Genomic DNA, 21,539 nt, shown 5'->3' on the forward strand with positions numbered 1-21,539 from the left:
GAAATTATGTATCATCATTCAATGAGAGAAACAAGCTATTTGTTCCGTTAAACGCAGAGGATTTACAATGTTATCAAGCGATTCAGTATCCCTGAAAAAATCAGCAATGACCATTCAATCCAAATTTACCATGATTTGGCTTCTAAGTTATATTTCCATTGCGTCAGTTTCAGCGGCGATGATTACGCCGGCATTACCTGATATGGAACAATTCTTTGCTTTAAGAACAGGTACAGTTGAATGGGTCGTCTCCACTTTTTTAATAGGATATGTAATAGGACAATTAATTTATGGGCCTTTAGCCAATGTCCATGGTCGCTTGAAAGCGCTGCAATGGGGATTGAATATTAACATTGCAGGTTTAATACTTTGTTTATTTGCCAGTGTTTATCCTCATTTTCTATTATTGTTAGCAGGTCGATTTATCACCGGGTTAGGTTCTGCCGCGGGACTTACATGCACCTTTATGTTGATTAATGAGTGGTTACCCGAGGAGCAACGTAAAACAGCCATGGCATATTCCATTTTGTCTTTTGCACTCGGTATTGGTTTTGCGGTGCTGTTAGGCGGTATTATTACTCAATACGCGCAATGGCAAGGCTGTTTTGTTTTTCTTTTGCTGCAAGGAATTCTCATGCGAATTGGTGTGCGTGTTTTTGATGAAACCTTAAGCACACCCAAACCATTTCATTTACTGGCCTCACTTCGTGATTATGGTCAGGCATTATGTTCCTTTAAATTGCTGGTATTTTCTTCAATCTGGGGCGCTTGCTCTGCCGTAGGCTATTGCTATTCCGCTGCCGCTCCTCAGATTGCTCATCAGTATTTGCATTTATCAACCGCCGAATACGGTTATTGGAATACACTCAACATCGTTGGTATGTTACTTGGCGGTTTATCTGCGCGCGTGCTGATGCAGCGTTTTCCAGTAAATCGTGTCATTACAATGGGCTATATGGGCTCTTGTCTGGCATTACTAAGTTTAGGACTTATGTGGTATCTCAATAGCCAGACTGTCCTGTGGTTTTTTATGTCGACCAGCTTGTTTTATTGCTTTAGCTCTTACCTGTTTGCAGGCGGATCTTATATGGCTTCTAATGCGATTGAAGATAAAGCCAGCGCCTCTTCCATGATGAGCTTTATCAATATGAGTATAGCCACATTAAGCGTAGTGATAATGGGCTATCTCTCATCCGATCCTTTTTTTGGTTTTTTATGGATGTTAGCCAGTGTATTTTTTATCACACTGATATTGTTCATCTTAGTCAAGGAATAATCTTTATTTTTTATTTCCTGAATAAAGTGGTTAATTTTTCAAGTTCCAGGATAACAAAACTAAAAATACCCATTGCCCCAACTCCAATGTTCTGCCAAAGGGAGAGGGGTTCCGTTTTGAAAATTCCTTGCATAAAAGGCGTGTAGGTAAAATTTAACTGCAGGAAAGCAACTAACCCTATGGCAACTAATATTGGTTTGGTCCCTTGAATGCCTTCCCAGGTCAAAGAGGGACCATGTATGTATCTTGAACTGAACAGGTAAAAAATTTCCAGGAGTACCAGTGTATTTACGGTCATTGTTCGTGTCGTTTCAAGACTTTCCCCTCGCCATAATCCCCAGTAAAATACGATGAAAACACTGGCTACAAAGAGCAAGGAAACAAAAATAATCCGCCAGACAAGGTACTTCGACAACAGCGGTTCATGAGCTGGAATCGGCGCTCGTTTCATAATATGTGGTTCGGATGGTTCAAAAGCCAATGCAAGTCCCAGAGCCACTGAGCAAGTCATATTTACCCACAGAATTTGTACTGGCGTAATTGGCAAGTCAAAGCCTATTATAATAGCAATAGCCAGGATAAGTGTTTCTCCACCATTAATGGGCAATAAAAATAAAATGGCTTTTTTTAAATTGTCATAAACAGTTCGTCCTTCCTTGATTGCCGCAACGATAGAAGCAAAATTATCATCCATGATAACCATTTCTGCCGCTTCCTTAGCCACTTCTGTACCCTTACGTCCCATGGCTACTCCAATGTCAGCCCGTTTAAGCGCAGGGGCATCGTTGACTCCATCTCCCGTCATAGCAACTACATAACCTTTGGCTTGCAATGCGTTGACTAATCGTAATTTATCTTCCGGGCTGGTGCGTGCAAAAACATCCACCTGTTCAATCGATTGGGCGAAACTCTCGCCACGAAGATCCTGTATTTCTTTCCCGGTTAACACACGTTGGCCATCACCTATTCCTAATTGTCTGGCAATAGCCAACGCAGTGATAGCATGATCGCCAGTTATCATTTTGACTCGAATCCCGGCTTCCTGACATGCTTTTACTGCTTGAATCGCCTCCTCTCGTGGCGGGTCTATAATGCCCACGATACCAATCAATATCAAACCCGACATCACATCTGCAAACTCTATCTTTTCGTGGTTAATTGAAACAGGTTTGTAAGCAATTGCTAACGTACGTAACCCCTGTTGGGCTAAATCAGAAATTTTCTGCTGCCAGTAATCAAGGTCAAATGGGTCATGCTTCTGATCATGAAGTTGGGAAGAACAAAAATTGAAAACAGCTTCAGGAGCACCCTTCAAATAAATAAAAGCGGATTTCTTCTGATGATGCAGGGTAGCCATAAACCGATGTTCTGCATCAAAAGGAATCATATCCTTCAACATGAACCTGTCTTCCAATTGATGCCGATAAATTCCTGCTTTGGCAGCAAAGGAAAGTAACGCCCCCTCCATGGGATCACCTTGTAATTTTGGCTCATTATCCTGAAAATCCAATTCAGCATCATTACATAGCACGCACGCCGTGCCTAAAATTAATAAATCCTGATTGTCTTGAGGCAGCACTTTCTTGTTTTCAGAATAAAAATAACCTTCTGAATTGTAACCATCGCCAGTAACATCCAGATCGTTCGTTGCCAAACCAATTTTCTGGACAGACATCTCATTACGAGTCAAAGTACCCGTTTTATCAGAGCAAATAATGGATACCGAACCTAACGTTTCCACAGCAGGAAGTTTTCGGATAATAGCATATCGGCTGGCCATGCGCTGAACGCCAATTGCTAAAGCTACTGTCAATATAACAGGTAATCCTTCAGGGATAGCTGCTACAATAATTCCAACGGAAGCCATAAACATTTCACGGGCTGAAAATTGATGCAGTAAATAACCGATAAGAAACAAAAGGCCAGCAAAAGCCAGAATAAATCCGCTGCATCGTTTTGAAAACACGGACATTTTCTTTATAAGGGGAGTCATCAAGGGTTGTACGTGAGTTAGTAGCTGGTTAATCTTGCCAATTTGCGTTTGAATTCCTGTAGCAATAACGATCCCTTCTCCTTTACCGGAGGTAACCAACGTTCCTGAAAAAGCCAGATTGGTCTGTTCCGCTATGGGGGTATCAGACGCCAATATACCTGGTTTCTTCTCAACGGTGTTGGATTCTCCCGTGAGGAGAGCTTCATTGATTTTCAGGTTTTTAGTACGTACGAGTTTAAGATCGGCAGGAATTTTATCTCCTGGTTGCAAAAGCACCAAATCACCTGCCACCAACTCGCTTGCAGGAATAATCATTCGCTTATTTTCTCGTAAAACGGTCGCATGGAGTGAAAGCATGCCATGCACGGCAGCAATTGCCTTTTCAGCTTTGCCTTCCTGGATAAAACCAATGAATGTGTTAATTACTATGACGCTAAAAATTATTATTGAATCAGTAAGGTGTCCTAAAAATAAAGTAGCTATCGCTGCAGCCAATAATACAAGAATTAACGCGTTATTTAACTGGGAAAGAAGTCTCGAAAACACCGAACGGGGAGGTAAAGACGGCAATTCATTATAACCCAATTTCAAAAGGCGATTTTTTGATTCGGCTATTGTTAGCCCCTCGTCTATGGAGGTAGCAAGCTCATTACAAATATCGGTATCCGTGTGATCATGCCATGAATGACAGCTATTCTTTTGCTTCATATTATTCCATATTATACAAAACGATTGCTATTTTGTTTTAATAAGCACTTACAGGCGAAACAAAACCTCGTGGTTTAAGTGCCCAAAGCGAACAATTGATTTTTTGTAGAATATTTTCGGCTGTGTTCCCAATAATAAAACCAGATATTCCTGTCCGTGCAACTGTTCCCATCACTAAAATATCAATTTTATGCTCTTTAATACATGAAGGAATAAGTTCTGCAGGACGGCCTTTCAGATGATATATAGCAGGTTTATCTTTTATACCTGACTCACGAATCAGCGCACATAAGGTATTATAATGTGAACGCCTTTCCCCCATAACCATTTCGTCCAGTTCTGGCGGAGGAATATCAATAATAATGCTGCGACGCAGATAATCTTCCAGAATAAAATCCCAGCAAGAAATAATACTTAAACTACCCTTATAATGGAGTGAAAGCGTATGCGATAATTTTAAAAGATTAAGGGTCAGATCACGGCCCGAAATCTCCTCCTCTTTGGGGTCTATAGCAACAGCTATATGAATATTTTTCTCGGGTGTTATTGGACGATGAAGAAATAAAGTGCAAGGACATTTGCGTAACAGAGCCATATCTAATGCTCTAAACCCTTTTTTATTACTATTTTTTTCCACTGCTTTAACTACCAGATCATACGAATTACGGAGTACTCGCTGAATAATACGAATATCGGGTGTATTCCCCCACTCAATGTCCAGTTTTATCAATGGATTTTTCTTATTACGCGGTAAACATGCTTTTGCCGATTTAATGGTTTGATGCATTTTTTCTATAAGAAAAGCCTCATAGGGGATTTTATATTCATCAAGATCATCAGGAAAGGGAGGACATAGTATCAGAATATCGAGCGTTGCTTTACTATCAGCTGCCAACCTTATAGCATGTGCCAAGGCTTCTGTTTCTTCATCAATTCCATTATGCACAAACAGAATATGCTGAAATTGTTTCATGCCCGTTTCCTCCTTGGTCAACCACTGATTTAACTATCCTTTCTTATTTAATAACTAATTTTAGACTATTTTTCTTGAATGATGCGTGATAACTTTCTAGATTGAGTAAATACTTCTGTATACTGTGAAGAATAGATACATTGGGCTGGATATTAAGTAAACACTAAAAAAGGACTACTCGAATTGCACGATTCACTGCCTCTAATCACTACCATCGCCATGGGATTTGCTTTAGCGTTAATCCTTGGCTTGATTGCCGCACGCCTTAAGATTCCTGCATTAGTAGGTTATTTATTAGCTGGTGTTACTATTGGACCCTTTACTCCTGGATTGATAGCAGATATTAGTATTGCTCAGGAGCTTGCAGAAATTGGAGTCATGCTGCTGATGTTTGGCGTAGGGTTACACTTTTCCCTGGCTGATTTGATGCGAGTTCGCAAGATTGCTATCCCTGGGGCCATCATTCAAATCCTTGCAGCAACAATGCTTGGTGGTTACGCTGCCATTATATGGGGTTGGAATTATGGCAGCGCTCTCATTTTTGGCCTTTCCCTCTCTGTAGCCAGTACCGTGGTACTATTGAGAGCACTTGAAGAACAAGGAGCTATTGAGACCATTAATGGCCACATTGCTGTAGGCTGGCTTCTGGTCGAAGACCTGGCGATGGTTATTGTACTCGTGTTGCTTCCCCCACTGGCAACCTGGCTTGGCGATAATGCCTCTGTTAATGTACATAAACCTCTCTGGTTTGTTTTTGGTCTGACACTCCTTAAGGTATCCACTTTCATTGCGTTCATGCTCCTGGTCGGTCGCCGATTTTTTCCTAAGTTGCTTTGGCTTGTCGCCCGTACCGGTTCACGTGAATTGTTTACTTTATGTGTGATTACTACAGCAATTAGTATTGCATACGTGGCTTCCAAATTATTTGGCGTTTCATTTGCCTTGGGCGCTTTTTTTGCCGGTATGATTATGCGAGAGTCTTCATTCAGTCATCGCGCTGCTGAAGAGTCTTTACCACTGAGAGATGCATTTGCTGTGCTTTTTTTTGTTTCAGTCGGCATGCTGTTTAATCCCTCTGTTTTGGTTGAGCAACCCCTGCAAATTTTAATTGTGGTGGGTATTATCATTATTGGGAAATCAATCGCGGCTTTTGTATTAGTTCTTGCATTTCGCTATCCATTGCAATCAGCATTAATCGTATCGGCAAGTCTGGCCCAAATTGGCGAGTTTTCATTTATCCTTGCGGATCTGGGAGTACGCTTAAAGATGCTTCCTGAAGAAGGACAAAGTTTCATTCTTGCTGGCGCCCTGATATCCATAGCGATTAATCCTCTTATATTTAAATTAATAAACCCTGTTTATACCTGGATAAAATCTTGCCCTCGATTGCTCGGGTTTCTGGAAAGAACCCAGGATTCTTTGGCTGAACTACCCATGACCACTCAAGAGGAATATCTTGCCGGGCAAGTAGTTATAGTGGGTTATGGACGCGTTGGAAAACGCATTGTTAACTTGCTGTCTGGAAAAGGAATTCCTTTTGTCGTGGTTGACGAAAATCGAGAATCCATTGAAAGCTTACGAGCTGCCAATTTTGCTGCGGTTTATGGAGACGCATCCGATCCTTCTGTATTGGTTCAAAGCCATATTGCCCGTGCCAGTATGCTCATGATTGCCATATCAGACACGGTTCATGCAAGAAAGATGATTCGATACGCATACCAGTTAAATCCGGAAATTGAGATTATCGTTCGCACACATGATGAAGAAGAAGCCCAGTTATTACAGAAAGAAATTACCGGCAAAGTATTTTTTGCCGAAGGAGAAATTGCCAAAAATATGGGAGAGTATGCTTTAAATCGCTATGGAAAATCATGATCGGTGACCATTGGAATCAACGATTAGGTGGCTGGAGGAACAACCAGCATATCCACGGGACTAAGATGAAGAATTCGTTTAGCTACACTCCCCATAAGTAAGTAATGGAGTCCTGATTTACTCTGTGTGCCAAATGCCAATAAATCCGCTTTCCATTGATTGGCCTGTTCAATGATCGCATCGGCATAATAACCACCAATAATTTTTTTCTCAAACTTACTTTTATCGACCTGACATTGGCTAAGGAAAACATCCATTTTTTCAAGAATATTTTTTATCTTGGGATGTTCCTCCGAAAACTCTTCACTCAAATCATCTGGATTCAGGAATTGTCGATAGTAAACATCCACGATGTGTAACAATTGAAAAGTAGCATTGGGAAAACAGTTAAACGTAAATTGCACCGTCTCTTTGCTTGCTTCCGAAAGATCCGTTGCTATCAATATGCGGTTGTAAGCAAAATCAGGTTCTTTTTTTATCAGCAACACGGGTACATGACTTTGTCTGATAATAGAACCGGAAGTCGTACCTAAAACATAATCATTAATATAGTAACAGCCATGAGCTCCTACAATAATCAATTCACAATGATTTTTATCAGCATATCTGACCACCTCATCAGACGCTCTACCCAGTATGACATTAACGTTGGCAAACAATTGATGATGTTTATCTTTTAATTTCTTTAAAATCTGTTCTTCGATTTCTTTTTTTTCAGACAAACAATCGGGCTGCAATTCAGTATCTGAGGATCGTGCAATACTACTGAATGGTGGAGTTAAAACATGGAGAAAATAAACCTGCGTGTGGTTTGATTTTGCTAAATCAATGGCCCGTTGCAAAGCCCAATCGGCATATTTTGAGAAATCGCTGGCAATCAATAAATTATTTAATGTCATGAGCTATCCTTAAAAATATATGACAGGTTAATCCTATCACATCACATCAATCCGTTGATAATTCAAATTATGTAACGAGGTTAATACCGACTATTATAACCCGTCCACATAGATGATGTGACTCGTAATGTCTTTAACTTTTGGAGGATACAAGATTAGCCCCTCCATCAATATTCCTCCTTACCCATTTTCAAGAACTGACATCGTGTGCATTGCCATCATCCGTTCTTCATTCGTTTTAATAACACGTAATTCAAAAGGTTTTAAAAAATCAAGGCGTTTTAAAATCGCATCGCGTATAAGATTTGAGTTTTCACCTATTCCGCCCGTAAACACAATACCATCAACACCACCTGACGCCACTGCCATCATACCTGCCAACTGTGCTGCTCTCATGCAAAAATAATCGAGTGCGAATTGTGCTTCAGGTTCATTACTCTCTTGCAAAAGACGAACATCACAGGTCCAATCGGATAATCCACGAAGTCCTGATTGATGATAAAGAATAGACTCCACGTCATCAGGAGACAGGTTAAGCTCGCGAAGCATATAAATGACAGCTCCCGGATCAAGCGCGCCGCAACGCGTACCCATCGGCAAGCCATCAAGTGCCGTCATACCCATTGTAGTATCAATACTGATACCATTGCACATAGCGCATAGGCTGGCACCGTTCCCCAGATGCGCAGCAATAATGCGCCCTTTCGCCAACTCAGGTTCATACTGATGCAAAAAATAAGCGATCCATTCATAAGAAAGTCCATGAAATCCGTAACGGCGAATACCTTTATTGCGGATTGTTTGCGGCAAAGCATATTCAGTGAATAAAGGGTCATGATGGGCATGAAAAGCCGTATCAAAACAGGCTATTTGCCTTAAATCAGGCTTAAGTGAGCGAAAAATATCAATTGCAATAAGATTATTGGGCTGATGCAAGGGGGCTAAAGGACATAAGGTTTGCAAATAAGCCATCACTTCCGGAGTTATCAGAACACTGGAAGTAAACCGGGTACCGCCGTGGACAATTCGATGAGTAACGGTGTCAACCTGCCATTGATTTTGTGCTTCAATCCAACGCAGAATAAAATACAGAGCCTTTTCATGATCATAATCAGCAGGAAGCTCTGTTTCCTCAGCTTGTTGACCAGCGAGCCCTTGTGTTTCATCTACTATTGTAAATAAAGGTCTGCTACTACCCAAATCAGTTATTTTGCCGCGCGCCAAAAGTTGCAAGGAAGCCTCTCTGGAAAACACTTGAAATTTTACACTGGATGAGCCGGTATTAATTATCAGAATACTATTTGTCTTATCAGTCATTTTATTTTTCCTGCCTTGCGTGCTGCGGCCATTTTAACCGCTAAGGCGCAGGATAAGAGTCGGGTTCGTAATGAATCGGCTCGACTGGTCAAAATAATGGGTACGCGTGCACCCAAAACAATACCGCCAGCATCAGCATGGCCAAAAAAGGTTAATTGTTTAGCCAGGATGTTGCCCGATTCAATTTCCGGAACGAGTAAAATATCAGCATCCCCGGCAACTGGAGATACAATTCCCTTATCATCTGCTGCCTGCTTGTTAATGGCATTATCAAACGCCAAAGGTCCATCAAGAATACCGTTGATGATTTGGCCCCGATCGGCCATTTTACATAAAGTGGCTGCATCGACTGTCGCTTGCATCGCAGGGCTAACCAGTTCTATGGCGGCAAGAATAGCTACTTTGGGTTTTTTATCTTCACCAAACAAAACACGCCAAAGATTAATGGCATTTTGACAGATATCAGCTTTTTCAGCAGCATTGGGCATAATATTGATGGCAGCATCGGTGACAATAAGCGGTTTATGATAAGAAGGCACGTCCATCACATAAGCATGACTAATACGGTATTTAGTGCGCAAATGACATGAAGTGGGTACCACTGCTGCCAGCAGCTCATGGGAACTCAGTGAACCTTTCATAATAGCGTCAACTTTTGCAGTTACCGCCAACTCCACCGCTTTGCTGGCGGCCGCATCACTATGTTCTGTGTCAACCAGATCCCATTGGGATAGATCAATATCTGCTTCCTGTGCAGCCGCCTTAATCTTTGTCTTCGGACCAATTAAAAGGGGAAGAATCAATCCGGCCTGCACCGAATCAGCTACCGCAGTAAGTACATTCGCCTTTACCGGATGAACAATTGCAGTGCGAATAGCTTCCATATTCTGGCACGATTGGATGATCGCCTGAAAACTGTCATGATTATGAATTTCAATGTGCGGCAAATCAGCTTTTGCCACTCGTATTTTTTTAGATGGCGCCAGAACGGTCGCTAATCCATCCATGATGGTTTCACCATGTTGATTAACACCTTTGCAATCAAATGTTACGATTGACTTATCACGGAATTTATCTCGCACAATGAGCGTGATGGTGACATTATCTCCTATACGAACCGGCTTTCTAAATTTAATATCCTGTTCGAGATAAATTGTTCCGGGACCAGGCAAGACTGTTCCCAACAGTGCAGAAATTAATGAACCAGACCACATCCCATGACCCACGATGCCACGAAAAATATCACTTTTGGCGAACTCGGGATCCAGGTGAGCAGGATTCACATCACCCGACATAGCCGCAAACAGCGAAATGTCTTCTTGTGTTAACGTTCTGGTCAAACTGGCTCGCTGACCCAAAGTTAACTCGTCAAAGGGAACATTTTCCAGAAATTCCTTATTCATTATTCTTCCTTAAATTTAAATCCTGCCAGGCGATCAAATTTTTCGAATAAATAATTATACAATAGGATCAGACTTAGCGCTTGATTAATAATTTAGACGGTATTTAACCTACTATTTCTATGTTGCTCCGCCACACAAGCTCCGGGTAAATTGACTTCCAATCATTTTTAACTACAATAAAAGTGAGGACGACCTCATTCACAATAACCAACGCGGGACGACCCGGCTAAATGAGGAAATACTATGGCTTGGGTCTATTTATTTTTTGCCGGAATACTTGAGATTGTCTGGTCATTTACCATGAAGCAGTCTGCTGGCTTCACTAAAATTACCCCTACCATCATTACCTTGATAGCAATGATATTTAGCGTTATTTTCCTGTCTATTTCAATGAAAAGCCTCCCTTTAGGTACAGCTTATACCATTTGGACTGGTATTGGCGCCGTGGGGGCATTTCTTACAGGTTTATTTATTCTTGGAGAACCCGCTAATGTTATGCGTCTTATCGCGGCGGGATTGATAGTATCAGGTTTAGTGATAATGAAGATCACCTCTTAAGTCGCATGAATGAATGGGAAACATTAATCTATGCTAATATCCATTCTCTAAAATTTAAATTAAGAAGTAACTCGCGTAGAAATGAAAGGACTCGAAGGATATACACAGGGTCCTATTGGCGCCAGCTTTGCTACACAAGATTGTGTAGAAGAATATTTACATCATACTTTGCAGAACTATCCTGACGCAGAGATTCAATTTTCAAAGGAAATGATTTCTTTCGAAGAAAATAACACTGGGATAATGGTAAAATTACTCGACAGAAAAAATAATAAAGAAGAATTAGTGCAGACTCAATACCTCCTTGCTGCTGATGGTGCACATAGCTCTATACGTAAGCAACTGGAAATTGAAATGGAAGGACCTGACAATTTAGCGCAGTCTTGTAGCGTTTATTGTGAGTTCGATATATCGCAATGGACCAAGCATCGGCCAAGCATTGGATTTTTCTTTACCAATCCCCAGTTATCAGGCCGCTCCTTATTTACTGCTTATGGTAAAAATCGCTGGATTGTCGGCTTGAATCTTAAACCAGAAAATGCAAAAGAGGATTTTACAGATGAATATTGTTTAAGTGAGATAAGGCGTGTTCTTGGTATGCCTGAGCTTGAAATTAATATTATCAATAAAAGCTTTTGGACAATGGCAGCACAAATTGCAAAACAATATCGTCATGGTAACGTTTTTTTAGTGGGTGATGCGGCACATCGTTTGCCACCTACCGGTGGTTTAGGAATGAATACAGGTATTGCAGACGCACATAACCTTGCCTGGAAACTAGCATTATCAATTAATCATTCAGTAAGTGATGCATTACTGGATACCTATTATGATGAACGTGCCCCAGTTGCTAAACGCAATATTGCATGGAGTATAGAAAATGCTGAGCGTTTCTTTGATATATTTAAAGCAATTCAAAGTGGTGACTATGAAACGTTAAAAATAAAATTACATGAGCAACAAAAAAATCTTAATTATGAAGGTTTAGATTTAGGATTTATTTATCACTCCCAAGCGGTGCTGCCTGAGAATGATCAAATCATTAGCATCTTACCAGATAAGTATATACCTACTACCTTGCCAGGAAGTCGCGCGCCTTATGTAAAATTAATGAAAGACGAAGAAATTATTTCAACGTTTGATTTGTTTGAGAAAGAATATGTTTTGTTGGTCGGTTCTGAAGGACAAGCCTGGCAAGCAGCAGCTAACGAATTAGTATTAGAAAGGTCCTTGCCGCTTAAAAGTTACAGAGTCGCTGCTAATGGTGATTTAATTGACCCTGAAAATACGTGGCATAGCAATTATGAAATTACTACCACAGGAGCTGTTCTGGTTCGCCCCGATGGGCACGTTGCTTGGCGTAGCAAAGAGATGATTACAAATCCTCTTAAACAACTTAGAGAAATATTCTCTTTTAATGAATAGTAATAATTAACAATACGATTAGTATCACCAAACGCAGCAAAGCAACATATTCGCTAAACAATTGCCTGAGCTTCAGCTATTATTTTGATAATCTACAAGTACTTCATTAAGAATCAGTTTAGATTTCTCTATTTCTTTAGGATTAGTTCCAGATAGCCCTGCGCAAATAATCAAGGCTTTCCATAATGTCCACCCTCGCCCGCGATTCCAGGTATCATGGTCTGGATTTAGTGTTTTTTGAAATACATTTCGGTTTTCACCTTTGAAAAAAGTCCAACCAATTGCCAAGTCGCAAGCTGGGTCGCCTAGCCCTGATTGCCCAAAGTCGATTACAGCACTTAGTTGACCGTCATTTACCAGTAAGTTGCCTGTTGCAATATCACCATGAATCCAAACAGGGGGTTTCTGCCAAGTCGAAGCTAATGCAGACTCCCATATTTTGGTTGCAGTTTGAGTATCAATTTATTGTTAAGTAACCTTATCGCTTCTCTTGTTTCTCCATCATAAACCGCAAGATTGCCGCCGCGATAAAAGTTATGCTCCCCGGCTAAAGGACCACCGGTAGTATCACATTCCTGCAAAGCTACTAAAAATTCTGCCAATGAAGTAGCAAACTGGTTTAAATCGTTAATGCGATTTATTGCTGCCGTATCTCTTTTAAGCCATTTATAAATAGACCAATGCCAAGGGTATTCTTTGCTTGGCTTACCCATAGCTAGTGGCGTAGGTATTGCTACTGTTAAATAAATGGAGGGCTAATTTAGGCAACCAATATTGTTCTTTTTCTACTTGCCCTGAATATTCTGCATTGGAGGGTAGGCGCACAGTCATCTCTTCACCTAGATGAATAATATCTCCTGAATAGTCGGCAATATTGCGTTGTTTACGCATGGCATCGAGTATAATTACTGTTTTTTTATCAGTACCTAAAGTTTGTGGTAATAACTGAATCATCGTTTGATGATGACCTGGCTTAGACGTTAAGGTTCGATACCCATTGGCTTGAAGCGCTGCATTTGCTAATTGCATGATGGCCTTATAAGCAGCATCAAAACGATTTTCAGCGCTGACTAAGTCAATTTTTGAATCCATAATATTGCGTTCAGCAGCATGTAAAAGCCGTTTTATCGCCTCTGGATTAGATGGTATTTTTTCCAGACTGATACCTATTAAGTTATCCAAGGTCATTTTCCGCCCCCATGATAAATAGTTTAGGATTATTTAAAATCTCTAGTACGAAGAGTTCTTGCTTTTGTAAACATGCCTTCCATTGTTCTCTGGAATATATTTTGGGATTAATTTCTCTTCCTAAATTAGTTTGAGCAGGATAAAGAACGGTTACTATTTCTGTAAAATCGATGTCACCAATAATAAGCACATCGATATCAGAGCGCAGATTTTCAGTTCCTTTTGCTACTGAACCAAAAACGCAAGCTACTTCGATTTTTTCAGCTAATGGGGCTAGCGAATCAAATAAAACATCCACCAAACCAGACGTTTTTTTCAAAATGCTGGTAAGCTCTGGGTAAATAGGTAAATTACGATTAGCTTGATAATAGACCTGATTACCACTGAGTTCACGTAATAGCACGTTAGCTTTGGCAAGCTTGGATAATTCCCGATGAAGGGTACCTGCGGTCGTGCTTGTTAATCTTGCAATCTCTCGGACATGATAGCGCTCATCGGGATGTAGCAGTAGAAGCCCAAGTACACGCCGCCGATATTCAGAAAATAATATTGAGATATCTAACATAATTTTCACATGAAGCCAAATAAGCTTCAATCATAGCCCAATAAGCTACATTATTCAATGAGTCCAAATCTTAACAAGATGATAAGCGCATGAATTTGAGAATAGTGACGAAAGTGATAAGTGTAATGACTGTAAAACTTTTATTTTTATTAAATCCATTTGAAGATTGTAAAAATGTCTAATAGTATTATTTTTATTCTATGAATCTTTTCCCCTAAAAGTTTGAAATGCCTTAATTTTGTTCTTTTGCTAGCGGTTGAGAAGCGTAGAGACTGTAAAATAGACTTAATTAATTTGATTAAGGTAGAAATATAGCCTAGCAGAGGAGGAAAGGGATATGAACAATTTTACCATTTTTCTTTTTAATCACTTCTGGCAAAAGGCTGGTTTTAATATGCCCTTCAGTTAGTTTTGTAACGTGTCCAAGCTTGATCGCTTTTAGTAATGAATCATGCGTTTCTAGCGTAGGGGGGTGAGTAATTTGAATTGAATCTCATTATTTTCAGAGCGAGCCATTTTTACTGCTGGCACCATATCTGTGTCATTGGTAACCAGGATGATTTTATCAAAACTTTTTTTAATGGCATCTCGCACCATATAGATAGAAAGATTAACATCAGTTTCTTTTTCTTCGTGCTTTATCCATTGAAGATTGATTTGCTTATTTTTATAATCCAAGAGTTTCTTCTTAAAATTACCACCAATAAACTCCACGCCCACTGTTTCTAATGCTTCTACATAGGTTCTATGACGCAGAATTGTTTCTTTATCCAGATGGGTAGCAATCGCAGAAAAATAATAAATCTGTTCAATATGGTCTGTTTTGGGGTCAATAAATTTTTCGGCAAAAGAACGGAGGTTCAACCATTTTAAGTAAGGCTTATTGAGATTTTAATACCATGATAAAGGTTAAATCCATCAACATATACTGCAATTTTTTTCTTATTATTCATATAAAGCTACATCCCTAAAACAAAAAACCCCGGGATCTACCCAGGGCGTCTCTCGCACCCTGCTAAGTGAATAGCAGAAGTAACGAGCGTTTACATGTATATATTATAGGGGTTCGCCTATTTATTTTTAAACGGATTTTTATTGTCATGCATAGAAAAATCCAGATTAAACAATTATCTTACGCCGATAAAAATAGCTACTTCATCACCATTTTTATATTCTTCAAAGTCTGTCATAAAACAACGTTGATATGGACTGTCTACGGTAAAATAATCCCAGACACGTTTCCATGTTTCAATGACTGTTTGGGGCATTGCGCCTTTATTCTGGAATACAAGGTAATTGCCAGAATTGATTTTAACGGTACTTAATTCAGCACCTTGATTGTTATTGAGTGTGCCTGCAGTGACGTCATAGGAACCATTTGCATCAGATTCATAGCCTGAATAGACACCAAAAATAGTTGTGTTAGGAGTTGGATTGCTGGAATAGAATTGTTGCCACAGAGCAGGTAATTTTGCGGTTTCTGGGTTGAACTCATCGTTATTTTTAGTTCTTATGGTGAGACCTGTTACTGTAAAGCTATCAACATGTTTCAGTACGGGATGTATAGCTGACATTCAAATGTTCTCCTTTTATTAATCGTTCAGGGGATTGCATGGCTTTAATAATCAGTTGCATATCATGATCGTTGATTGCTATAAGTCCAAAACGAAATTAATATCCCCAATTTTTTTTATTTTTTGTGAAATCTAGTTGTTCGAGAAGTGGTGTAATAAGTGCTTCCTGAGCATCAAGCCACAGCACATCTCGCCGGAATGGGCAAAAGCCATTGCCCATATCAACTTGATAAGGCTCTTTTTCTTTAATTTGTCCAAGCGCGGTAAATGATTGTAATTCTTTTCCTCCAAAGGTTACCGTTGGTGAATAATAGACAACCCAATCATTAGGCTTCATACGTCGTAATGGAGCACCTTTACCATGACAAACTTGCAGCCTGATCATCGACCGTTTTGGACATGTTCTGCTGAAGCAACAGCGATCCAATTTGACATTATGATTTTCTAAGTACAACGGCACTTGGTTCGAGCATAATATTTTCCCTTTTAAATAGTAGTTGTATGTTCTAACCTAGTGTACTGACATAGAGTGACAGTTTCTGTCAGTAGTGAAGGAGCTTATTGCTCAGGAATATTATTCATTTCACGCCATTTTTTTAGCAGAGTTTGGCGTTGTTGGGGATAGCGTGTTTCTAGCTGCACTAAATTGGCAATTCTATCCGTGCGAAAATGGCGAAAGTTAGACCTAAGCTCACACCAAGCGACAATAACATGAACCTCTTCAAAAAAACCCAGTGCCAGTGGCCAAATAATGCGTTGAGACTCATCTCCTTTAACATCAATATAGGTCATTTGAAGCTTATGCTCTTTACGAATAGCAAGACGTATTAGTCCTTCTTTCTCATCATCATTTTCTACTGTGGTTTTTACAGGACCAATGAGTAAGCCTGAAAATTCAAGTTGTTGCCGAAGATCTTCTGGGAGCACAGCAGATATCTTAGCTAAGACATTGGTTGCAGCAAGTCTTAATTTCTTATCAGTCCTACGTGCTACCCAACATGATCCTAAGACTAAGGCTTCGATCTCTTCTTCAGAAAACATTAAAGGGGGTAGCATAAAGCCAGGACGTAATACATAGCCAAGACCAGGCTCACCTTCTATTGATGCCCCTTGGCCTTGCAAAGTGACTATATCGCGATACACGGTGCGAAGGCTTACATTGAGCTCTTCGGCCAATTGTTTTCCACTAACCGGATAGCGATGACACCGCAATATTTGAATGAGGTCAAAAAGACGCTGGGTTTTAGACAAAGTATAAACCTGTAAAAATTCATGCTGTCGTATTTTGGCGGTATTAATTTAAAATTGCTATATCAGTGGTGTCAAAGGAAAGGCGAACAGTCCTGCTCGCCTCAAACCGAGAATTATTTTAACAACAACCAGCATTCTGTTATTAGTTCTGTTTCAGCAACTTCATGATCAAAATTGTAATAACAAAAAATGCAGGGCAAATCCCCCAACTCTTCACCTGATGTTGGTAACCAATCACGATACAGTCCATATACAGTATCACCCATATTATTACGTGAACCTTTATGTACAGCTACTGCGTACCGACCTGCAGGTAATCGTTTTTCAATGATTTCTCCTTCAAGTTTCAATTGCTCTGGTACAGTGATGCCAAGATCAAAACGAAACTCTTCTGGCGGTGTCGTCTGAGGATCATCATATCCAAATCCAAAAGCCTCTCCCGCTTTAGGTTTGAGGCTAATAGTTTGAGCTTTAGCCCAGCTAATTAATTGATTAACGCTATCTCCCACTTTTCGAGGATCTCCTCGGTGTTCTAATACCGCTAAACGTCTTGCCTGTATGTTTTTAATCGTTACATTCATGGTCATTTCACCTTGTTTAGGCAAACAATACGGCGGTTTCTCCCAGGCTTGCCCAGCTTGACTCAGCTCTAAACTCACTTGGGTTTAGGTTGCAAGCTTGTTTAAAGGCTCGCGTAAATGATTCATGAGATTCGAACCCCGCATTGATTGCAATTTCAATAATGGATGTATCTTTATTAACAATTAATTGGTGAGCAGCTCTTTTAAGACGCAGCCAACGAATATATTGTTGCAAAGATAAGCCAGTAAACGCTGTAAATAAGCGGTGAAAGTGATATTTTGAAAAGCACGCAATATCGCTCAGTTGGTTTAAAGTGAGTTTGTCGTCAAGATGCTTACCGATAAAATCGGTTACCTTTTTTAATTGACGTTCATAATTCATACTTGTTCTCACTCAAAATTATCGCTTCATTTACAGAGTTAAGGTTACTCCGATCCTAAAGGGGTTGTTTGACCAATATTGCTAAATTAGCTGAAGAGATTCCTGATACTTTTAATTTATTAGGTTATTTTTAGCCAGCTGCAACACTCGATTAACAAAATCTAACTTCTCATCTGTATATTTTTCACGGTCATGTAAATGTTCTTGAGCGAGCTTAGCTTTTAATTGTTCATATTCTTTTGTCAGATCTGGATGTGAGCGCAAATAGTCTCTGAAAATCAGTTTATTACACCAGTGGTCGGAATTATGCTCAAAGATATGGACGTGGTGTGTACGCTGTTCCCCATAGGGAGGCATCCCTTTAACAAAAAACATCCTATTGGGATCAGGGTTATTAGCCCAGTATTCATAACCAAGCTTCTGTAGAAGGGGCACAGCAATAAGTTTCATGATTTCTAATGATTGAACAGCAATTTGAATATCAAGGATAGGTTTGGCAGATAAACCTGAAATGGCAGTACTGCCAATATGCTGAATATCAATGATTGTACTAACAGGAAGAATAGATTTTAGCTTATCTATTTCGTCCTGAGCTAACCTCGGCCATTCTGGATTGTACGGTACAAGATTAACGTGATCTTTTTTTACAACCTCAGGAATATCACTTAAATAGTCTTCTACAGTAATTGCCCAATGTTCATGCCCACGCCACTCATCATTTATTTTTAAATAACGAGGGGAGAAGCCTTCATAACGAAAACCATTCTTTTTTACCAATTGAATCGAGCGAATATTTTCTGGCTGTATATTGGCCTCTAATCGATGTAACGCTAACTCTTCAAATACTTTTTTCATCACTAACTTAAGAGCAGCGCTCATGTACCCTTTACCGCTGTAATCATTGATTCCGTAAAACCCCAGGAAAGCATTTTGAAATGCGCCTCGAACTATTTCACTGACATTGAAAACACCAGCAATAGCGCCTGATTCATTGCAAGCCAAATAACTTTTCTGGTTGGGTTGCTGGAAACGTTGCCAATACTCATCAAATTCTTGCGAAGTCAGTGGAGGTGTAACCCATGGATGGTGCAAAGATTGACTATTTAGCATTGCTTTCAAAAAAGCTTCTTTGTCTTCAAACGTTAGTTCGCGGAGAGTAATATTCATAATAATTTTCGCATAATTGTTCAATCAATAAGCTCAGCCAACTTTATAGCCCAGCTCGGATCACCATTATCCTCAATAAACCAAGCTGCCATTAAAATTAATCGCACAAACACCCAATCCTTAATTCGTTGCGCATCAAGCCCTGCTTTTTGTGCAAGCAGCTCTGCACGCTTCGCAAACGTTTCTTTTACATCGGCGATAGTGGCAAGCTCGCTAATATACATAAAATCAAAGGCTGCAATTTCAAATTCCGCTTCACCAATAACACCTTTAGGATCAATAGCTAACCACTCATTATCATGTTTTAAATTATTGTCATGATGTAAATCGCCATGTAGAAAAATAAGTGGCTTTGGTGAAGCAAGCATTTTATTTCTTAGCTCGATTGCTTTATTTAACAGGGTTGTAGGTATTTGTTTTAACGAAGGCTCGTCAAGTGCTTTTAGCCAATCAGCGATATGAGTAGAATTTGATTCTTCAAGCAACGACTGCTGATGGTGAAGTTTTTGCATGGTTTCGACATAACTGTTCATCACATAATCTGGATTGTCTCGATATAGTGATTTAAGTGTTATCCCAGGAATAGCTTGTTGCAATAATAACGCATTATATCCACTGTTATAATCAATGAGCTCAATAGAACCGTGGGAACCAAGATTAGTTAACGCTCGCTTTTCATTAATAATACTTTGCTCATCATAGCTAATTTTTAAGACAACAGACTCCTTCATGCTTAAAATTGCTTTGGCAACGTAATTAAAAGTCATATTAGAAACAGGAGTAACCTTACTTAAGCTCCAGTGATTTGTAAGCGCTGTAACAATAGCAGGCAAATTCTCAATCCAAGCTGTGCCCTTTGAACCATAAAGGTTTGTTATGTTTTGCCTGAGCGTTTTCATTTAAGTAAACCTTTTGCAAAGCAGAAATTAAAGTGAGCTATTAAATCTAAAAATATTTTTCTTACTGTTATTAAAATGAGCAATTTCACGAGTATATTCGGTAAATTGATTACTACTAAAATTTTTAATGGTTGATCGCCAGAAACGGTAAGCACCTTCGTTCCCTGGTATAACCATGACTTCCCAACTACCCGCAAATTTTTTAAAACATTGTTCTGCAATATATCGACCAATGCCTTGATGTTTAAATTTTCGCGCAACAAAGAATTGCGCCATATTAAAATCAACGCTGAGTTCGCTTCCTTTTTTATCAACGATAGCAAAGCCCACCAGTTCATTCTCATAACGGACTATAAATGGAAAAGAGCTTTCATCTTCCCAATATTTTTTAAAATCAATGCATTCATACAAGCCATCTTCAGGAATTTCCCAACCCTCTTCATCCCCAAGATATTCGCTCATGTCATAAACATAAAATCTAGCCATGTTTTGTATAGCAGGGTGGTCTGCCAAAGTAGCAGGGATAAACTTGATTTTATTGTAATCCACTTGAGGTTTTTGGATATCATATAAGGCTACTTCGTTATTCCAGTAATGCGCACGTCCTACATAATTCATATTTACTTTTTCTAGTACACGGCGGGAATGCTCATTATCAGGGTTAATGACGCCGACCAGTTTGCTAACAGTTAAGTGCTGAAATCCCCAATTAATAAGGGCTTTTGCAAGTTCAACGCCATAACCTTTACCCCAGACAGTTTTAATAAGCGCATAGCCCACTTCAATTTCAGGCTGAGTATCGTCATAGGCAAGGTAAATTAATCCAGCGCGTCCAACAAAGAGGCCACTTTCTTTTTCAAATACACACCCAAGGCTAAACCCATGTTTCTCTTGATGAGCCATCGCTTTCTCTAAGCCGCTCATGACTTCAGTTTGCGTACGCACTCCCTGACCAATATATTTCATGACATCAATATCAGTTTGCAAAGCGTATAAATTATCAAAATCCTCTACGTGAGGGGTCTTAATGATTAAATTTTTTGTTTCTAAAAATACACTCATGGTGTTGACTCATTATTCATAATACACTCTTCTGTAATGGGAAGAATTTGATAATTTGACACGTCAGTCACTAATCAATTTTGAAAAGATGATTATAACGAAGAAAATGAAGATTAACGCGGAAACGATACATAACACCTATATAAACATGATAAGCAAACAGTAGCTCTTCTAGATATCAAAATTAAATCCTTTGTTCATGATGTTGAATTAAGGCAGTAATTTTTACTTTATGTTTTTGTTTCGCATGCCAAAAATCCCAATCTCTTTGTAGATTAAGCCAAAATTCAGGTTCCATTTCTGAGACCGGTCAGAGAGATTTTATGACACTATATAAAATGAATCTTGAGTTATTACAAAACCCCCTTTAGTAACCTATTTTAAATTTCAGATCTTCAATTTTATCGTTTATCCAACCATCGCAAAAATTTTACGCAAAATTG

Annotated in this window: 22 protein-coding genes; 4 read left to right on the forward strand and 18 right to left on the reverse strand. The window is 39.5% G+C overall.

Annotated elements, in window-relative coordinates:
• The first annotated feature begins 67 nt into the window (after positions 1-67).
• On the forward strand, positions 68-1,276 hold the full coding sequence (locus T345_RS0108605) for an MFS transporter (protein ID WP_242604601.1): 1,209 nt from the start codon (positions 68-70) through the stop codon (positions 1,274-1,276).
• Positions 1,277-1,286: 10 nt separating this feature from the next.
• On the opposite strand, the gene T345_RS0108610 is transcribed toward T345_RS0108605, so the two are convergent.
• A complete protein-coding gene (locus tag T345_RS0108610; RefSeq protein ID WP_028389003.1) occupies positions 1,287-3,977 on the reverse strand; it encodes an HAD-IC family P-type ATPase in 2,691 nt (896 codons plus the stop codon).
• A gap of 37 nt (positions 3,978-4,014) precedes the next feature.
• Positions 4,015-4,950 (reverse strand): universal stress protein, encoded by a 936-nt coding sequence (locus T345_RS0108615; protein WP_028389004.1) that lies wholly within the window; start codon positions 4,948-4,950, stop codon positions 4,015-4,017.
• Positions 4,951-5,133: 183 nt separating this feature from the next.
• On the opposite strand from T345_RS0108615, the gene T345_RS0108620 reads away from it, so the two are divergent.
• Positions 5,134-6,825, forward strand: a complete 1,692-nt coding sequence (locus T345_RS0108620; protein ID WP_028389005.1) for a cation:proton antiporter domain-containing protein — start codon at positions 5,134-5,136, stop codon at positions 6,823-6,825.
• Positions 6,826-6,848: 23 nt separating this feature from the next.
• On the opposite strand, the gene T345_RS0108625 is transcribed toward T345_RS0108620, so the two are convergent.
• From T345_RS0108625 to T345_RS0108635, 3 genes are all read right to left on the reverse strand, one after another.
• On the reverse strand, positions 6,849-7,724 hold the full coding sequence (locus T345_RS0108625) for a universal stress protein (RefSeq protein WP_028389006.1): 876 nt from the start codon (positions 7,722-7,724) through the stop codon (positions 6,849-6,851).
• 180 nt (positions 7,725-7,904) lie between these two features.
• Positions 7,905-9,041: an acetate/propionate family kinase gene (locus T345_RS0108630; protein WP_028389007.1), complete on the reverse strand. Its 1,137-nt coding sequence runs from the start codon at positions 9,039-9,041 to the stop codon at positions 7,905-7,907.
• Entirely contained in the window at positions 9,038-10,444 is a 1,407-nt protein-coding gene (locus T345_RS0108635; RefSeq protein WP_028389008.1) for a bifunctional enoyl-CoA hydratase/phosphate acetyltransferase, read from the reverse strand. Before T345_RS0108635 ends, T345_RS0108630 begins: the two co-directional genes overlap by 4 nt.
• 243 nt (positions 10,445-10,687) lie before the next feature.
• Here T345_RS0108635 and T345_RS0108640 point away from each other — a divergent pair, with 243 nt between their 5' ends.
• Both T345_RS0108640 and T345_RS0108645 read left to right on the forward strand, forming a co-directional pair.
• Positions 10,688-11,002 (forward strand): DMT family transporter, encoded by a 315-nt coding sequence (locus tag T345_RS0108640; RefSeq protein WP_028389009.1) that lies wholly within the window; start codon positions 10,688-10,690, stop codon positions 11,000-11,002.
• An 81-nt stretch (positions 11,003-11,083) separates the two neighbouring features.
• Positions 11,084-12,427, forward strand: a complete 1,344-nt coding sequence (locus T345_RS0108645; protein ID WP_028389010.1) for an FAD-dependent monooxygenase — start codon at positions 11,084-11,086, stop codon at positions 12,425-12,427.
• Positions 12,428-12,499: 72 nt separating this feature from the next.
• Here T345_RS0108645 and T345_RS15350 read toward each other — a convergent pair whose 3' ends face one another.
• The 13 genes from T345_RS15350 to T345_RS0108705 form a co-directional block, all read right to left on the reverse strand.
• A complete protein-coding gene (locus tag T345_RS15350; protein ID WP_207385065.1) occupies positions 12,500-12,889 on the reverse strand; it encodes a phosphotransferase in 390 nt (129 codons plus the stop codon).
• A complete protein-coding gene (locus T345_RS15200) occupies positions 12,847-13,140 on the reverse strand; it encodes a protein kinase family protein (protein ID WP_028389012.1) in 294 nt (97 codons plus the stop codon). The genes T345_RS15350 and T345_RS15200 overlap by 43 nt, the downstream gene beginning before the upstream one ends.
• Positions 13,133-13,615: a DNA-binding protein gene (locus tag T345_RS15205; RefSeq protein ID WP_051555209.1), complete on the reverse strand. Its 483-nt coding sequence runs from the start codon at positions 13,613-13,615 to the stop codon at positions 13,133-13,135. The genes T345_RS15200 and T345_RS15205 overlap by 8 nt, the downstream gene beginning before the upstream one ends.
• Positions 13,602-14,180 (reverse strand): nucleotidyltransferase domain-containing protein, encoded by a 579-nt coding sequence (locus tag T345_RS0108665; RefSeq protein ID WP_028389013.1) that lies wholly within the window; start codon positions 14,178-14,180, stop codon positions 13,602-13,604. Before T345_RS0108665 ends, T345_RS15205 begins: the two co-directional genes overlap by 14 nt.
• Positions 14,181-14,639: 459 nt before the next feature.
• A complete protein-coding gene (locus T345_RS0108670; protein WP_028389014.1) occupies positions 14,640-15,044 on the reverse strand; it encodes an NYN domain-containing protein in 405 nt (134 codons plus the stop codon).
• Between the two features lie 263 nt (positions 15,045-15,307).
• A complete protein-coding gene (locus T345_RS15430) occupies positions 15,308-15,754 on the reverse strand; it encodes a GyrI-like domain-containing protein (protein WP_028389015.1) in 447 nt (148 codons plus the stop codon).
• A 97-nt stretch (positions 15,755-15,851) separates the two neighbouring features.
• Positions 15,852-16,091, reverse strand: coding sequence for an EVE domain-containing protein (locus T345_RS15435; protein WP_242604602.1), 240 nt, complete (start codon positions 16,089-16,091; stop codon positions 15,852-15,854).
• Positions 16,092-16,312: 221 nt separating this feature from the next.
• Positions 16,313-17,005 carry a helix-turn-helix transcriptional regulator gene (locus tag T345_RS0108685; RefSeq protein WP_028389016.1) on the reverse strand — a complete coding sequence of 231 codons (693 nt, stop codon included), beginning with the start codon at positions 17,003-17,005 and terminating at the stop codon, positions 16,313-16,315.
• A gap of 113 nt (positions 17,006-17,118) precedes the next feature.
• A complete protein-coding gene (locus tag T345_RS15440) occupies positions 17,119-17,586 on the reverse strand; it encodes an AraC family transcriptional regulator (RefSeq protein WP_242604603.1) in 468 nt (155 codons plus the stop codon).
• A 16-nt stretch (positions 17,587-17,602) separates the two neighbouring features.
• Positions 17,603-17,968, reverse strand: coding sequence for a helix-turn-helix transcriptional regulator (locus T345_RS15445; protein ID WP_242604604.1), 366 nt, complete (start codon positions 17,966-17,968; stop codon positions 17,603-17,605).
• A gap of 111 nt (positions 17,969-18,079) precedes the next feature.
• Entirely contained in the window at positions 18,080-19,135 is a 1,056-nt protein-coding gene (locus T345_RS0108695; RefSeq protein WP_028389017.1) for a GNAT family N-acetyltransferase, read from the reverse strand.
• Positions 19,136-19,155: 20 nt separating this feature from the next.
• Complete coding sequence (locus T345_RS13930; protein ID WP_035918593.1) at positions 19,156-20,034, reverse strand: aminoglycoside phosphotransferase family protein; 879 nt, start codon at positions 20,032-20,034, stop codon at positions 19,156-19,158.
• Positions 20,035-20,061: 27 nt separating this feature from the next.
• A complete protein-coding gene (locus T345_RS0108705; protein WP_028389018.1) occupies positions 20,062-21,096 on the reverse strand; it encodes a GNAT family N-acetyltransferase in 1,035 nt (344 codons plus the stop codon).
• Between the last annotated feature and the right edge of the window lie 443 nt (positions 21,097-21,539).

The organism is Legionella fairfieldensis ATCC 49588 (assembly GCF_000621525.1).
GTDB lineage: Bacteria > Pseudomonadota > Gammaproteobacteria > Legionellales > Legionellaceae > Tatlockia > Tatlockia fairfieldensis.

What these genes read in the sequence shown, in the direction of transcription:
- T345_RS0108605 (WP_242604601.1), top strand. Translation starts at nt 68, where the DNA reads ATGTTATCAAGCGATTCAGTATCCCTGAAAAAATCAGCAATGACCATT.
- T345_RS0108610 (WP_028389003.1), bottom strand. Translation starts at nt 3,977, where the DNA reads ATGAAGCAAAAGAATAGCTGTCATTCATGGCATGATCACACGGATACC.
- T345_RS0108615 (WP_028389004.1), bottom strand. Translation starts at nt 4,950, where the DNA reads ATGAAACAATTTCAGCATATTCTGTTTGTGCATAATGGAATTGATGAA.
- T345_RS0108625 (WP_028389006.1), bottom strand. Translation starts at nt 7,724, where the DNA reads ATGACATTAAATAATTTATTGATTGCCAGCGATTTCTCAAAATATGCC.
- T345_RS0108630 (WP_028389007.1), bottom strand. Translation starts at nt 9,041, where the DNA reads ATGACTGATAAGACAAATAGTATTCTGATAATTAATACCGGCTCATCC.
- T345_RS0108635 (WP_028389008.1), bottom strand. Translation starts at nt 10,444, where the DNA reads ATGAATAAGGAATTTCTGGAAAATGTTCCCTTTGACGAGTTAACTTTG.
- T345_RS0108640 (WP_028389009.1), top strand. Translation starts at nt 10,688, where the DNA reads ATGGCTTGGGTCTATTTATTTTTTGCCGGAATACTTGAGATTGTCTGG.
- T345_RS0108645 (WP_028389010.1), top strand. Translation starts at nt 11,084, where the DNA reads ATGAAAGGACTCGAAGGATATACACAGGGTCCTATTGGCGCCAGCTTT.
- T345_RS15200 (WP_028389012.1), bottom strand. Translation starts at nt 13,140, where the DNA reads ATGGGTAAGCCAAGCAAAGAATACCCTTGGCATTGGTCTATTTATAAA.
- T345_RS15205 (WP_051555209.1), bottom strand. Translation starts at nt 13,615, where the DNA reads ATGACCTTGGATAACTTAATAGGTATCAGTCTGGAAAAAATACCATCT.
- T345_RS0108665 (WP_028389013.1), bottom strand. Translation starts at nt 14,180, where the DNA reads ATGTTAGATATCTCAATATTATTTTCTGAATATCGGCGGCGTGTACTT.
- T345_RS15430 (WP_028389015.1), bottom strand. Translation starts at nt 15,754, where the DNA reads ATGTCAGCTATACATCCCGTACTGAAACATGTTGATAGCTTTACAGTA.
- T345_RS15435 (WP_242604602.1), bottom strand. Translation starts at nt 16,091, where the DNA reads ATGAAGCCTAATGATTGGGTTGTCTATTATTCACCAACGGTAACCTTT.
- T345_RS15440 (WP_242604603.1), bottom strand. Translation starts at nt 17,586, where the DNA reads ATGAATGTAACGATTAAAAACATACAGGCAAGACGTTTAGCGGTATTA.
- T345_RS15445 (WP_242604604.1), bottom strand. Translation starts at nt 17,968, where the DNA reads ATGAATTATGAACGTCAATTAAAAAAGGTAACCGATTTTATCGGTAAG.
- T345_RS0108695 (WP_028389017.1), bottom strand. Translation starts at nt 19,135, where the DNA reads ATGAATATTACTCTCCGCGAACTAACGTTTGAAGACAAAGAAGCTTTT.
- T345_RS13930 (WP_035918593.1), bottom strand. Translation starts at nt 20,034, where the DNA reads ATGAAAACGCTCAGGCAAAACATAACAAACCTTTATGGTTCAAAGGGC.
- T345_RS0108705 (WP_028389018.1), bottom strand. Translation starts at nt 21,096, where the DNA reads ATGAGTGTATTTTTAGAAACAAAAAATTTAATCATTAAGACCCCTCAC.